General features: G+C 51.2%; 13 protein-coding genes. 9 read left to right on the forward strand and 4 right to left on the reverse strand.

Annotated features, from left to right (window positions below; genetic code table 11):
• From B7982_RS04950 to pilQ, 8 genes are all read left to right on the forward strand, one after another.
• Entirely contained in the window at positions 1-942 is a 942-nt protein-coding gene (locus B7982_RS04950) for an aspartate carbamoyltransferase catalytic subunit (RefSeq protein WP_012820097.1), read from the forward strand.
• Positions 929-2,188 (forward strand): dihydroorotase, encoded by a 1,260-nt coding sequence (locus tag B7982_RS04955; protein WP_088659795.1) that lies wholly within the window; start codon positions 929-931, stop codon positions 2,186-2,188. Before B7982_RS04950 ends, B7982_RS04955 begins: the two co-directional genes overlap by 14 nt.
• 9 nt (positions 2,189-2,197) lie before the next feature.
• Positions 2,198-3,229 carry a PilZ domain-containing protein gene (locus tag B7982_RS04960; RefSeq protein WP_088659796.1) on the forward strand — a complete coding sequence of 344 codons (1,032 nt, stop codon included), beginning with the start codon at positions 2,198-2,200 and terminating at the stop codon, positions 3,227-3,229.
• A 90-nt stretch (positions 3,230-3,319) separates the two neighbouring features.
• On the forward strand, positions 3,320-4,468 hold the full coding sequence (gene pilM / locus B7982_RS04965; RefSeq protein WP_088659797.1) for a pilus assembly protein PilM: 1,149 nt from the start codon (positions 3,320-3,322) through the stop codon (positions 4,466-4,468).
• On the forward strand, positions 4,468-5,079 hold the full coding sequence (locus tag B7982_RS04970) for a PilN domain-containing protein (RefSeq protein ID WP_088659798.1): 612 nt from the start codon (positions 4,468-4,470) through the stop codon (positions 5,077-5,079). The genes pilM and B7982_RS04970 overlap by 1 nt, the downstream gene beginning before the upstream one ends.
• A gap of 1 nt (position 5,080) precedes the next feature.
• On the forward strand, positions 5,081-5,686 hold the full coding sequence (locus tag B7982_RS04975; RefSeq protein WP_088659799.1) for a type 4a pilus biogenesis protein PilO: 606 nt from the start codon (positions 5,081-5,083) through the stop codon (positions 5,684-5,686).
• Positions 5,686-7,464 (forward strand): hypothetical protein, encoded by a 1,779-nt coding sequence (locus B7982_RS04980; RefSeq protein WP_088659800.1) that lies wholly within the window; start codon positions 5,686-5,688, stop codon positions 7,462-7,464. The genes B7982_RS04975 and B7982_RS04980 overlap by 1 nt, the downstream gene beginning before the upstream one ends.
• Positions 7,461-8,921: a type IV pilus secretin PilQ gene (gene pilQ / locus B7982_RS04985; RefSeq protein WP_088659801.1), complete on the forward strand. Its 1,461-nt coding sequence runs from the start codon at positions 7,461-7,463 to the stop codon at positions 8,919-8,921. Before B7982_RS04980 ends, pilQ begins: the two co-directional genes overlap by 4 nt.
• A gap of 82 nt (positions 8,922-9,003) precedes the next feature.
• On the opposite strand, the gene holA is transcribed toward pilQ, so the two are convergent.
• Positions 9,004-9,972, reverse strand: a complete 969-nt coding sequence (gene holA / locus B7982_RS04990) for a DNA polymerase III subunit delta (protein WP_088659802.1) — start codon at positions 9,970-9,972, stop codon at positions 9,004-9,006.
• Positions 9,973-9,975: 3 nt separating this feature from the next.
• The gene (gene greA / locus B7982_RS04995) at positions 9,976-10,443 is read right to left on the reverse strand and encodes a transcription elongation factor GreA (RefSeq protein ID WP_014545276.1); all 468 of its coding nucleotides are present in this window, start codon (positions 10,441-10,443) and stop codon (positions 9,976-9,978) included.
• Positions 10,444-10,517: 74 nt separating this feature from the next.
• Here greA and argJ point away from each other — a divergent pair, with 74 nt between their 5' ends.
• The gene (gene argJ / locus B7982_RS05000) at positions 10,518-11,735 is read left to right on the forward strand and encodes a bifunctional glutamate N-acetyltransferase/amino-acid acetyltransferase ArgJ (protein WP_088639422.1); all 1,218 of its coding nucleotides are present in this window, start codon (positions 10,518-10,520) and stop codon (positions 11,733-11,735) included.
• Between the two features lie 70 nt (positions 11,736-11,805).
• Here the strand turns inward: argJ and B7982_RS05005 are convergent, their stop codons facing one another.
• Together B7982_RS05005 and B7982_RS05010 are read right to left on the reverse strand one after the other, a co-directional pair.
• Positions 11,806-12,720, reverse strand: a complete 915-nt coding sequence (locus B7982_RS05005) for an FISUMP domain-containing protein (RefSeq protein ID WP_088659803.1) — start codon at positions 12,718-12,720, stop codon at positions 11,806-11,808.
• 10 nt (positions 12,721-12,730) lie between these two features.
• Positions 12,731-13,867, reverse strand: a complete 1,137-nt coding sequence (locus B7982_RS05010) for a glycosyl hydrolase family 8 (RefSeq protein ID WP_233138377.1) — start codon at positions 13,865-13,867, stop codon at positions 12,731-12,733.
• Positions 13,868-13,897: the final 30 nt, after the last annotated feature.

The raw sequence follows: 13,897 nt of genomic DNA on the forward strand, positions 1-13,897 counted from the left end.
GTGAGCGCTTTGGAAATTAAACACCTGTTTGGACTTCGTGGAGTGTCCAAGCATGATATCCGTCTGATTCTGGACCATGCAAAACAGTTCCGCGAAATTCTCGAACGTCCGGTCAAGAAAGTGCCGAGCCTCCGGGGCATGACGGTCGTGAACTTGTTCTTCGAGAACAGCACCCGTACGCGCACTAGCTTTGAACTTGCCGAAAAGCGCCTCTCTGCCGATACGGTGAACTTCGCAAGCTCGAATTCCAGCGTCAAGAAGGGCGAAACGCTCGTCGATACGCTCCGCAACATCGAAGCCATGAAGATTGACATCGTGGTCGTCCGTCACAAGGGGACGGGCGTGCCGAAGTTCCTTGCGGACAACAGCAACGCCATTATCGTGAACGCTGGCGACGGCGCCCATGAACACCCGACGCAGGCTCTCCTCGACATGCTTACAATCGAAGAAAAGCTTGGAACGCTCGAAGGCAAGAACGTCACGATCATTGGCGATATCCGCCATAGCCGTGTCGCCCGCAGTAACCTCTGGGGTATGTCCACGATGGGCGCTCACGTGACGCTCTGTGGACCTTCGACACTTGTGCCGCGCAATACAGACCTCATGAACCATGTGACATGGGAACCGGATGTGAAGAAGGCTGTTGCAAACGCCGACGCTATCATTGCTCTCCGCTTGCAGAAAGAACGCATGGACGATGCTCTCCTCCCGAGCATGCGCGAATACCGCAATACGTTCGGCATCACGGAAGAACTCCTCGAATGCGCTAAGGACAAGGTCATCATCATGCACCCGGGTCCAATCAACCGCGGCGTGGAACTCGATTCCGACATCGCCGATGGCGAACATTCTGTAATTCTTGATCAGGTGACCAACGGTGTCGCCGTCCGTATGGCCGTTCTCTTCCTTTTGGCTGGAGGTCGCAACAATGAAAATGCGTAAACCTTGTAAAGGTCGTCTTGTGAATGTCGTTCTGAAAAATGCAAAGTTCTGGAACGGCAAGTCTTTTGAACTTCAGAACGAAGTTCGCCTGAACGCTTGCGAAAATGCCGAAACGGTTGAATTTGACTGCAACGGCGCGCTTGTGATGCCGGCCCTCTTTGGCCTTGGCATTGACTTTATGGAACCGCTCCGCGATGACGTCTACACGTTTGCCGATGGCTTTGATGCCTTGCGCAAGGGCGGTTTCTACGGTGGCCTTTACGAAAGTGCCGCAAACCCGATTGACGATGCCGACAAGTACACTGCAATGGTGAACCGCTTCAAGTCCGAAGAACGCGGCGAAGATGCTTTCGATATCAAGTTCCTCGGCGCTTACAGCAAGGGTTTTGGCTCGGATAGCTTGGCCGAAATGGTCGAACTTGCCGAAGCCGGTGTCGCTGGTTTTGGCGATGGTAACGGCGTGATTCCGCATTCCCGTTTCCTCCGCTTGGCGATGGAATATGGCAAGATGACGGGCAAGCGCTTCTTCTTCCAGCCGATGGACAAGACGCTCCGCCACAGTGGTTGCGTTCACGAAGGTGCCTACTCCGACATGCTCGGCATGAAGGGCATTCCTCGCATTGCCGAAACGATTGCCGCCTATACAGTTCTTGAAACGGCTCGATTCCTCCAGGTGCCGGTGCACTTCAAGCAGGTCACTTGCGGTGAAACTCTTGAACTCGTCCGTAACGCTCGCAAGAACGGTATCGATGTCACTTGCGATGTGAATTTGTACCACTTGCTCTTGGACGATTCCTGCCTCGAAACGCTCGATTCCGCATACCACATTCTCCCGCCGATTCGCTCGGCTGCAGACCGCGAAGCCTTGTGGCAGGGTGTTGTCGATGGAACCGTCAATGCGATTAGCGTGAACCACACGCCGGTGCTCCGCCAGGATACGGTCGTGAACTTCGAAGATTCCGTGCCGGGCGCACTTTCCTTGGAAGTCGCACTCCCTGCTATTTGGAACAAACTTGTGGCAAGTGTTGGCGAAGCTCGTGCTATCGAACTCCTTTCGACTGCTCCTGCTCGTTTGGCTGGTGCAGAATCCGCCGGCGAAAGCGTGGTGGTGCTTGCTCCGGAAAAGACGCACACTGTTCTCGAAAGCGACTTTGCTGGCCACGTCTGCAATTCCCCGCTTACGGGGAAGGTTCTCCCGTCGTCCATCCTCGCAAGCTACATCAACGGGGTTTGGACAGAACTGTAGTGAGGGCCGATGGAAAGTAGTCTTCAAGAAGCCTGGAAAATTTTCCAGTACTATATTCTTCCTGTTCTTCCGTTTGTAGCGCTTGTGCTGATTGAAGTGCAGCTGATGTACAATCGTCGCGAAAATGAAGTGATGTTTGGTACAGATGCGTTCAACGAGAAGATTAAGGCGTTTGAATTTACGCCCAAGGAAGTGCGTACTCTGGAAAAACTCGTTCGCTCGTCCAAGTTCGAAAACAAGGACGCCGTGCTCAATTCTTCTGGACTTTTTGAAGCTGCTGTCTCGGAATTTTATCGCATCCGTAATGTGTTCTCTGTCCGCGATGAAACTCTCGAAGCGATTGCGGGCTTGAGACGCAAGATGGATTTTACCGGTTCAAATCCTTTGGCCATGGTTAGCTCGACAAGGCAGTTCAATGTCGGCGATTCTGTGGACTTGGAATTTGAAAGCGGTCAAGTTTTTAGACGCGTGAAAATCGTTGAACGTTCCGAAAAGACCTGGAGCGTAAAGATTGATGGGTCTGTGGCGCTCGCCAAGTCGTTGCAGGGCTCGCGTGTGCTTATCCGTTGGACCCGTATGAACGATGCCGTTTATTCAAAACGATTGACGGTTTTTGCGGCTACTCCAGATAACGTAATTTTTACCCATAGCGACCAGCTCGACAAGGAACAGTTGCGTAAGTGGGTCCGTGAGGTCGTTGATTTCCCGGTGACGGCGACGTTCCCGAACGGCGAGGTGCACTCGGGGGTCCTTTACGACCTTTCTGCTGGCGGTATTCTGCTTGGACTTGCCGAAGACGTGAAACCGGATCAGCAGATTTCCATTTCATTTGAACTTCCGACGTTTGGCGTTCAGAATGTCGATGTCAAGATTTTGAACAATTTGGGGCGCCGTAACCCCAATTTCCCGCTATTCAATTCCATCTCGGCGGTGTTCACTGGGTCGTATGCTTGGACCCAGGAACGCGTCCTCCAGTACATTTTTGAGGTCACGCGCAAAACAAAGTCTAAGAAAAACGAGGTAAATGGCGTAACAACTTAGATTTATGTGTTTTAGAGATGATTTTTCGCTTGACATTCGATGTTTATGAAAGTAAAATTTACATAGTATTGTTTCCTATCGGAGTTTATTTTGGCTTTAGGGTTGATTGCTAGAATTCGTGGAGAGCGCGAAACTGTTGGCATAGATGTTGGCCACTACAGCATCAAGTACGTTAAGGTCTATCATGATGCTAACGGTAAAAGAATTGTGCGCGAAGTGGATTTGGAACCTGTTCCTGCAGGCTCCATCATCAATGGTCTTATCCAAAGACGTGATTCCGAAGATTTGACTGCTGAAAATGGCGCAAAGAAGGAGAAGGACGGCTTCGACAAGTTGGGCGAGGCTTTCTCCAAGTTGATGCTTCGCCACCCGATTGATGAAAATGTGGATGTTGTGGCATCGGTGAACTGCGGTGCCGGCGAAGGTGGTGTGCTTGTCGACCGCCTCTCGATCAAGGTCCCCAAGAACGGAAACGAAGAAGCGATTATTGTTCAGACTGCTCAGTCCCGTCCGCCGTTCGACGACCAGGACAACGTTCTGGACTACGAGGTTGTCTCCCGCGAAGGCGATGAAGTCAAGGTGAACGTGGTGGCTGCAAAGAGCTCCATGCTCGATTCCTGGGCGCAGTTCTTTACCCGCAAGGGCATTAGACTTTCGGCGCTGGATGTCGATATTTTCGGCCTTCTGAATGCATTCGCCATGACTGCAACCGATGAAGAACGCAAGAAGACAACGGCCATTTTTAATATTGGTGACAACAAGATGAGTGTGGGCTTTATGCAGGATGGCGCCTTCCACTCCGTGCGATCCATGAATGGCGGTTCGTTGAATGTCATTATTAACAAACTGTCTTCTAGCCTTGATATTCCTGCCGAAAAATGTCATGAAATGTTCGAAAAGAACGACCTGAAGGTTGTTGAAGGCGTTGCTATTTCTGTTCTCGAAGACGCCATGAAGGTCGCTTTCGAAGAACTCATGTCCCAGATTACCTTTGGTATCCGCTATCATTCTTCTGCGGAAGATTCCCGTCCGCTCGAAAGAATCCTGATCGGTGGCGGTGGAGCTTCTGTTCCGGGTCTCTTGCAGTATATTGCAGACAAGACCGGGATTGAAACGGCGACTGTGAACCCCTTCCGCTCTGTGGAATGCGATTCTAGCGTGGTCGACAAGGAAGGCATGTCTGTTGCTCTCTCTAACATTTACGCCCCGGCTTTGGGACTTGCAATGAGGAAGTTCTAATGGCTACGAAGAAGAATAAGGGTGCCAACAAGGCGCTTGCAATTACAATCAACCTTTTGCCGGGTGAACACCGCAAAAAGCAAAAGGACTTGACTTGGCTTACTGACCGCCGTGTCGTGTGGCCTACGGTGTTTTTCATTGTCTCTATTTTTGCGGCTTTGTTCATTTATGCTTACACGCTCGAAAAGATTTCTAGCAAGGAAGCTGAACTCCAGTCTACAAGAGCTGCTGTAGAACGTGAACGCCCGCTGCTCAAGAAAATCAGCGAACTCGAAAAGCACCAGTCCATTATCAATACCAAGATTAACGCGCTCAAGTCCATCCAGATTAGCAAAAAGCGCTGGGTCGTCCTGTTCGAGAATATTTCTTCGGTGCTGCCTCCGAACATGTGGCTTATGAGCGTGTCGCAGGTGAGCGAATTCAATCTCGAAATGAAGGGGACGACGTTTGACTTCTCCGAAGTCGCAGAATACATGGTCAAGCTCGAAAAGCAAGTCAGCGTAGAGAAGGTTTCGCTGGTATCCATTTCTACAACGAAGGTGGATGGCGACGAGGCCTATAGCTTTACACTCAAGGTCGAACTCAAGAAAGACCTTGGAGAGGAGGGTTGATATGGGCAACCTTAATATTGACTTTAAAGACAAAAAGAATATATACTGCATTGCGATGATTGTTGTCATCTTGCTGGCGGCATATTCTGTCTATGAGTATGTATGGGTTCCGTTTGAGGAAGAACATACCGATCTTGTGCGTCAGCTAGATTCTGCAACGAACGAACTCAAGAAGATTGAATCCAAGAGAAACCGCGTTGCAGAACTCGAAATGCAATTGGCGCAGGCCGAAAAGGATTTCCAGAAGCTGAAGGAAATGTTCCCGGAAGAAGAAAAGGTTCCTCTGCGCTTGCAGGACCTCTATTCTGTGCTTCGTAGCTCCGGCGTGCAAATCCAGAAGTTCAATCCGGAAGGTCGTTCCGAGAGGGAACACTACATCGAAAACCGCTATTCCATTGCGGTCAATTCCGGTTATCACATGCTCGGTTACCTGTTTGCTGAAATTGCAAACTTCAATTACCCGACTGCGATTACGAACTTGAAACTTTCTCGCTATTCGGGCATCGCTGCCGAAGTGCAGAAGGCTGAAACTCACGGTTGGACGCCGATTACCATGTCGGTGAACTTCAACTTGACCACTTATACATCCAAGAAGGTTGGCAAATAATGAAATGCAAGTTCCTTCTTATGCTGTTATCGAGTGCAGTTGCTTTGCAGGCTGCACTGATTAAGGATGTCCGCTTTGATTGTTCAAAGAATTGCCAGATGGTATTCCAGTTTGCCTCTGACAAGAATTTGCCGACATTCTTCCAGAAGTATGATAACGCTTCAAAAACTTTGACCGTCGGTTTCTCGGATGCCGACTTCGCCCTTGGCGTCGGTGATTTCGATGTCGACCAGTCTTCGCCGTATGTGCGTTCCATGAAGGTGTTCAAGGAACCGTATCGCGGTATGGACTTCTTGAAGATTGAAATGAAGGTGGGCGCTTCGGTCAATTCGGACAAGAACGCCATTGCCTTGAATAAGTCTAGCTTCCTCTTGAAGTTTGCTGGCAAGAATGGCAAGTCCTGGACGCTTTCGAAGCTATTTGCCAGTAAGATGGCAGCTGCCGAAAAGGCCGCTCGCGAAGAAGAAAAGCGCTTGGCTGCCGAACGCAAGGCTGCAGAGAAACAGGCTCTCCTGGACCGCAAGGCCGCAGAAAAACAAGCCGCACTCGACCGCAAGGCTGCTGAAAAGCAGGCTGCTCTTGACCGTAAGGCCGCCCGCGAAGAAGAAAAGCGCATGGCCGCTGAACGCAAGGCCGCCGAAAAGGCTGCCCGCGAAAATATCGCACAGGCCGCTGCGGCTACGCCTGCTGGGGCATCGGCTTTGCTTCCGGGTTTAAAGGAAATGACGGTGCTTATCGGTTCTGGCATGGAACAGTTCCGCTTGGTGGCTAATTCCCGCTTGAGCATTGGCAACGTTTCTGACCCGAATGGTTCGTTCTTGATTACAGTTGCAATTCAGGGCCCGGATCGCTCTCCGGTGTTCAAGGTGAATGCGGGTTCTCTCGTGAAGTCTGTCTTCTGGGATCCGAATGGCCTCAATATCCAGCTTTCTGCTGGTGCCCGCCCGGCAATCCTTGTGCAGGATGGCGCCTTGATTTTGCAGACGTCTGAAAATGCAATCCGTCGCGAAGGCTTTGTATTCTGGAGTGCTCGCCCGAACGGTATCTACGTTCGTGATTGGATGAAGTCTCCGGATGCTGTGCCGGAATTCTCGGATTTTGTGAAGACTTACGAAAAGGAAAGCAAGAAGGTCGTCTCTAGTACGCAGACATTCCATTTGCGCCCGGTTGTGCGTGAATTGATTGTCGTCGCCGATGAAACGGAATTCTATGCTTCTCCGAGTGAAAAGTCCCAGGTCATGCAGCGTGTGGTCTTTGGTGACCGCCTTGTAAACATGGACTTGACTGGACTTTACCGCAAGGTGCAGGTGGGTAACAAGATTGGTTATGTGAACCGCCGCGCTGTGAGCTTTACCGATGAACTTTCTGCCGTGCAGATGGAACGCTTGAAGAAGGTGGACCAGGAACGCGGTGAATTGCTCACGCAGGGCATGAGACCTGGTGGAAGCGCTCTTGACGAACTTTATGAAGATCGTGTGACTTACAGTTCCTTCGGTCGCCGTGATCCGTTTGTCGAAATCAAGGGACTTGTTGAAGAAGGGATTAATATTGACCAGGTGGAACTGGTGGGTATTATTTGGGAATCCGAGGAGCCGGTGGCAATCCTTGTTGACTCCAAAAATTCGGGCGTGTCTTATACGATTAAAGAAGGCGATAAGATCATGAACGGAAAAGTTCTTAAAATTACACAAACTGATGTGCTCTTCTTGATTCAGGAATTCGGGGTGAGCCGTCGCTACTCTATGGGTCTTCCCGATAAATTTGGGGGTCAAAAGTGAAAAAGCTGACTAAAATTCTGACGATTCTTATCATGGTTGCAAGTTTTGCGACCTCGTGGGCTGCTCCTGCCGAAGGTTCCGTTGCCCCGAATAAGAAGTTATATGACTTCAACTTCGTCAACATGGACTACGAAGCCATTTTCCGTTCCGTGTCGGTCATTGCCGGCGTGGATATCTTGATTGCCCCCGATGTCAAGGGCAAGATCAGCTTGCGCGTGACCAAGAAGACCTGGCAGGAAACTTTGGACATTATTTGTAACATGAATGACCTCACGTGGGTGATTCAGGACAAGTACATTTCCATCCAGCGCTTGAGCACTTACCAGGCCAAACAGAAGAAGATTGCCGACGAAGAAAATCAGGCCGAACAGAATGCTCCTCTGGTCCGTAAGAACTTCCAGGTGCACCATGCCAAGGCTGATGAACTGGTCAAGGTGCTCGAAAGCATGAAGTCCAACCGTGGCAAGATTTCTGTGGTGGAACGCACGAACTCCATCATCGTTTACGATACCGAAAGCAAGATCGAACAGATGGGCAATGCCCTTACTGAACTTGACGTCGAAACGCTCCAGATCATGATTACGGCTAAGCTTGTTGTCGTGAACAGCGAACTTGCCCGTGAACTTGGTGTGGACTGGACGGCTGCTTTGGGTTCTGCATCTCTCACTCCGGGTACAGCAGCTGCAGCAACGGGTGCTACTGCCGGTTCTAGCCGAATCAGTGGTGCAATCCAGTCTTTCCCGAACGGTACTTCTCCGGCTGTGTCCAAGGCTAACACTGCTATTACGGCAAGCCTCCTCGACAACAATCTCCAGATTGCCATTTCGAACTTGATGGGTGACGCTTCTACGGAAGTGCTCGCTTCTCCGCAGGTTTCTACGCTCGACAACACCGAAGCTTTGGTGTTCATGGGTGACAAGGTCTCAATCCGCGTAATTGACGATAGTGGCGAATCTTCGACCAAGATGGTGGAAACGGGTATCAAGCTCACAGTGACGCCGCATGTTTCTGGCGACAACCGCATCTTGCTTGACCTCCATCCGGAAAACAACTCCTACGGCTATGACGAAAAGGGTGAAGTCGTGATTTCGACCCAGGAAGCAAAGACCAAGGTGGTTGTGGCTGACGGTGAAACGGTCGTGATCGGTGGCCTTACCCGTAACGAAAATACGGAAAGCGAAAGCGGCATTCCGTTCCTCAAGGACATTCCGCTTTTGGGCAACCTCTTCAAGTATACCCGCAAGTCTATTACGAAGAAGGATCTCGTAATCTTTGTGACGCCGCGCATTATCCGCAATTACATCGGTAATGTCGATATTTCTGAAAAGTCTGAAGAAGTTTCTGGCACAGCACCGGAACTCAAGCCGGTCGATGACAAGATTATGACATCTCCGGTAGTGACGGGTGAAACTCCGGAAGCTCCGGTTCCGGAAAACTCTCACGACGACTGGAATTAATAATTAGTAAATTCGAAAACCCTGGCTCTGCCAGGGCTTTTTCATTTGTAGTCCGCAAGCAAGCGTCCGTTCTATGTTCTAATTAACGCACGACGAGGGCGGCGAGGGCGAGTTCCTGGCTCATGCGGGTCGGACACTTGCCACTCTTGATTTCGTAATTGAGGTCGGCGAGACGGCGAAGTACGCGCACGAGGAGCGGCTTACGCCAACGGCGGCAGCATTCGGCGGCTTGCCCTTTTTTGACGAACATGTAGTAGTTCTTGCCGATTTTTTTAGCGGCTTCTTCGGGCGAGACGCCCTTTGCGGTAAGCGAGCCGTAGTTCAAAAGCGAGAGCGCGTAGTTGTACAGCGTGTTCGAAATGCGGATGGCGTCGACGCCGCTGTTCAAGAGTTCGTTTAGCTTCTGGACGTATGCCTTGGCATTCTGCATGCCAAAGAATCCTTCAATCTCGTAGGTCGGGATATCGCGCTGGGAGACGACCATCGTTTTCACGAGGTCGAGCGTAATCTTTTTGCAGTCCGGAGCGTAGAGGATGATTTTCTCGACTTCTTCGCTCACGAGCTTGGTGTCGTTGCCGAGCGCTTCGGCGAGGTACTGCGATGCCGCAGGCTCAATCGCTTTGTTAAAGTGTGTCGGGATGACTGCAGAAATCCAGTCTGCCATTTCGTATTGCTTCGGAACGTCGAACTTTTCGACCTTGCCAACCTTTGCGAGGGCCTTGTAGAGCTCGCTGGAGGCGAGAAGCGTTTCAAAATCGAAGAGCAACTTGCCACTTGCTGCATGGGGGAGCCACTTGGCGAGTGCTTTCATGTCGTCGGTCTTGAGGGCTTCTGCCTTGCGTACGACGATGACCTGTTCAGGCGAGAACATCGACACGGAATCGCATGCTTCGATGATGACATCGGAGATGGAAGCGATGTTTGTGTCTGTGGCGTACAGCACCTGCTTGGCCATCGGATCTGAAATCCGGTCGCCAAGAGTCTCGGACAGGAATTTTTCAATCCGCTTGTCCTTGCTGAACTGGTCTTTGCCGATGAGCGTTACGAACATGGATTACTTGAAATCGATGATTTCGAACTGGTTCTTGCCCTTGGGCGTTACGACTTCGACCGTATCGCCGCGCTTCTTGCCCATAAGGGCTGCACCAATCGGGCTCTTGAAGCTAATCTTGCCATTGAGGGCGTCGGCTTCTTCGGGGGAGACGAGCTGGTAGACGATTTCGCGCTTGGTCTTCAGGTTCTTGGCCGTGATGGTGGCGCCGAACTTGATGGTGTCGGAGTTCGCATCAAAAGCAATCACCTGGGCGCGGGCGAGTTGGTCCTGGAGCTTCGGCATTTCGATGTTGTCAATAGAGGCAAGGCGCTCCTTGGCAGCATGGTATTCTGCGTTTTCACTCAAATCGCCTTGTGCACGGGCATCAACTAATTCTTGAAGTACGCGGGGACGTTCAACATTTTTTAAATTTTCAAGGTCCTTAACGAGCTTGTCGTAAGCCTCTTGTGTAAACATGATCTTTTCCATGCTCCATAAGGTAAAAATTTTAACGGGCTTTGCGAGCCCAGAATCGCAAAGAAAGCTTCTTTTTAGGAGATACTATGTACACTGTGTTGGAAAAAGGCGGCGTTTGCTCCCCCAAGGGCTTTACCGCATCTGGAATTTGCGCCGGAATCAAGGCCAGCGGCAATGCCGATATGGCTCTTCTCAAGAGCGAAAAGGCTGCCCGCTGCTTCGCCGTTTTTACCACCAATAAGGTGAAGGCTGCCCCGGTCCTTTACGACAAGGCCGCTTTGGAACATGCCCACTTTGCATCTGCTGTGATCGTGAACAGCGGTAACGCTAATGCTTGCACGGGCGAAAAGGGCTATGCCGATGCTGAACGCATGGCTGTGCTTACCGAAGAAGCTCTCAAGCTCACGCCGAAGAGCGTGCTTGTTTGCAGCACGGGCGTGATTGGCCACTTGATGCCGATGGACAAGATCGAAGCCGGTATCCCGAAGCTCGTGGAAAAGCTCCACGCTGATGCTTCCGAAGAATTCGGCCGCGCCATCCTCACGACGGACCTTGCTCTCAAGAGCCACGCTGTGGAAATCAAGACGGAAAAGGGTGTGGTGACTATCGGTGGCGCCTGCAAGGGTTCTGGCATGATCCACCCGAACATGGCAACGATGCTCGCTTTCATCACGACTGACCTTGCTTTGCCGATTGACTTCTTTGCTGAATTTCGCGCTAACATCGCAGACTCCTTCAACGCTATTACGGTTGATGGTGACACTAGCACGAACGACACTTGCATCATGCTTGCTAACGGCATGAGCGGCATCAAGTACGAAGACCTCTCCCTCAGCGAACAGGGTGAATTCCGCGCAGCTTTGACGCTCGTGATGCAGAGCCTCGCCAAGGACATTGTCCGCGACGGTGAAGGTGCAACGAAGCTCATCGAACTCCGCATTGAAAAGGCTGAAAGCCACGAAGAAGCACTCCGCATGGCCCGCTTCATCGGTACGTCGAACCTCGCCAAGTGCGCTATGTTCGGTGAAGACCCGAACTGGGGCCGCATCCTCAGCAGTGCTGGTTCTAGCGGCTGCAACATGGTTGCCGAACACACGGACCTCTACTTCGGTGAAGTCAAGGTTCTCGAAGGTGGCCGTCCGGTACAGCTGGATGAAAAGCAGACGGCTGCACTGCATGCCGTGGTTCGTCAGCGTGAATACAAAGTAACGCTCGTGCTGAACATCGGCCAGGCATCTGCAAGCGCATTCACTTGCGACTTGAGCTACGGCTATGTGAAAATCAACGCAGAATATACAACGTAACTAGTTGCTAAAGTTGAAAAAACTCCTCGGTGATGCCGAGGAGTTTTTTGTTATATAAAATTAATGACGACTAGTCTTTCAAGCAGCGGAGACTTGCACCGAATTCGGGATTGAACTTTTCGAACTTGGCGATATCCTTGTCGTGGAAGAATACGAGGACGTCACCTTCGCTTGTCCAGAAGTATGCCTTTTTACCGGCTTCATCAAACTTGCGGTCCTTTATAGCGACATCGCTCTTGGCAAAGTGTGCGCCGCCAGCCTTTGCGCCAAATCCGAGTTCATCCTTGCCGTTTCCGAAAATCGGGGATTCCGGCTTGATTGGATCCCAGCCGTATCCAGCCTTGAGCGCGACACCCGGCTTTTTGCCGGCGACTTTCAGGAGCTTTTGCCATTCGGCTTTGCTCGGCATGTGGAAACCTTCAAGGCAAGCTTTTTGTGCGTTTTGGAAATCGTAAAGGCGTCCCCAGTGGTTACATTGTGAACAAATTGCACCGGAGGCGGTGGCGAAGTTCATGTTTTCTGCAGTCCAGAGCTGGTCGCCAATGACAATCCATTCATAGGAGATGCCGTCACGCGGATCCTTGTAGCTGCCGCTTGTAGCTGGGCTGCCATCTTCGTTGTAAGTTTCACCGAATGCAACTTGCTTATTTTGCTTGTATTCGGCCTTTGTCGCAACCTTGCCGTTCTTGTGGTAACGGATAACTGTTCCTTCGATGTAACCGTTCGCGTACGGGAGTTCGGCCTGGAGTGTACCGTCCTTGTAGTATTCCTTGGTCACACCTTCGCGGCGGTCATTCACGTAATTGGATTCTCGCTTGAGCGTACCGTCATCGTAGTATTCCTTTTCGATGCCTTCCTTCTTGTCGTTGACGTAGGTGGCTTCGAAGCGGACGTTCCCATTCGGGTATTTTTCAACACGAACATCGTCGCAGGCGGTAAAAGCAATAGAGCTTGCCGCAATGAATAAGATGGCAGGTAGTTTCATACGATCCTCCTTAGAGTGTGATTTTTCCCGCGGTGGCGAGTAATCCGATTAAGTACAACATCCCGTCATAGTAACGCCAAAAACGATAGGGCACGGAGAGCGCTGCAAGACGTCTGACAAACGGCGTAATGCGTGGGTCATCGAACGGGAGCACTTGCGTGGCGGCCGCGTTCATGGCGATAAGCCCTGGCGTCGCGTTTCGGCCTTGGTGCGGGTACGGGCCTCCGTCGACGGAGTAGTCGGAGAGGTACGGCGTGCAGTTCTGGAAGAAGTGCAAGATGCGTTCGCAGATCTCTTTTTCGCTTTCGTGTCCGTGGAAGATGGCATAGTCGAGGCTCAAGTTGAGCGCAACGCGCCATGCGTCTCCGCTAAAGTTGTTGCTTTCGGGGAACCAGGGCATGGCCTTTGGTGTGCCGTCGTATTCGGCATAGTCAGCGCAAAGACCGGTGACCGGGTGGGCCGCCTTCTGCAAAAATTCAATGCTCGCCTGTGCGACTTCAAGCCAGGATTCATCGCCTGTTGCTTCGGCGAACATGCGGTAGAATGCCATTGTGTGGTAGCTTGGGTCGGTAAAGTCGTTGCCGAGAACGGGGGAGAACTTGATGAGCTTGCGTTCCGGATCGATAATCGGGCCTACAAGTTCGTTCTGCGGTTTGTACTTGATATCATGGATGAGCTCTTTGGCATCGTTGAGGAGGTCTTCGCGGTTGAATCTCTTTGCGGCGATAAGGAGGGCGGCGGCAAAGTATTCTTCGCTATCAGGAGCTGCGCCTGGGTCCATCATGGAAAAGTCGGTCGTGTTGACTTGCCATGAAAAATATCCTTTGTGCGGACCATCGTTGTTGCGGACAAAACGCTTGGAAAAGTTCCAGAGCTTGTCGAACGTGACTTCGTGGTCGGTTAGCGCGGCAATGAACATGCCGTAGCTCATGCCTTCAGAACGGATGTCGTCGTGCCCAATGTCGATGATGTATGCCATGTCGTCGGACGCTTCGAAGTAGATGCGCTCGTCGATCGGATCGCCCTCAAAAAGTTTGCTATAGGCATTCTGAATAAGCTGGTCCGCAAAATTGGGACCATATCCAGCTTCAACAAATAAATCTCGCGTCGGGTAGCGTTGCAACATCGTCCTGGTATCCAAAATCATTAATTATTATGTGTTTTAAAATAAATAAAA

The organism is Fibrobacter sp. UWB2 (genome assembly GCF_002210425.1).
GTDB lineage: Bacteria > Fibrobacterota > Fibrobacteria > Fibrobacterales > Fibrobacteraceae > Fibrobacter > Fibrobacter elongatus.

What these genes read in the sequence shown, in the direction of transcription:
- B7982_RS05010 (WP_233138377.1), bottom strand. Translation starts at nt 13,867, where the DNA reads ATGATTTTGGATACCAGGACGATGTTGCAACGCTACCCGACGCGAGAT.
- B7982_RS04970 (WP_088659798.1), top strand. Translation starts at nt 4,468, where the DNA reads ATGGCTACGAAGAAGAATAAGGGTGCCAACAAGGCGCTTGCAATTACA.
- argJ (WP_088639422.1), top strand. Translation starts at nt 10,518, where the DNA reads ATGTACACTGTGTTGGAAAAAGGCGGCGTTTGCTCCCCCAAGGGCTTT.
- holA (WP_088659802.1), bottom strand. Translation starts at nt 9,972, where the DNA reads ATGTTCGTAACGCTCATCGGCAAAGACCAGTTCAGCAAGGACAAGCGG.
- B7982_RS04955 (WP_088659795.1), top strand. Translation starts at nt 929, where the DNA reads ATGAAAATGCGTAAACCTTGTAAAGGTCGTCTTGTGAATGTCGTTCTG.
- greA (WP_014545276.1), bottom strand. Translation starts at nt 10,443, where the DNA reads ATGGAAAAGATCATGTTTACACAAGAGGCTTACGACAAGCTCGTTAAG.
- B7982_RS04975 (WP_088659799.1), top strand. Translation starts at nt 5,081, where the DNA reads ATGGGCAACCTTAATATTGACTTTAAAGACAAAAAGAATATATACTGC.
- B7982_RS04960 (WP_088659796.1), top strand. Translation starts at nt 2,198, where the DNA reads ATGGAAAGTAGTCTTCAAGAAGCCTGGAAAATTTTCCAGTACTATATT.
- B7982_RS05005 (WP_088659803.1), bottom strand. Translation starts at nt 12,720, where the DNA reads ATGAAACTACCTGCCATCTTATTCATTGCGGCAAGCTCTATTGCTTTT.
- B7982_RS04980 (WP_088659800.1), top strand. Translation starts at nt 5,686, where the DNA reads ATGAAATGCAAGTTCCTTCTTATGCTGTTATCGAGTGCAGTTGCTTTG.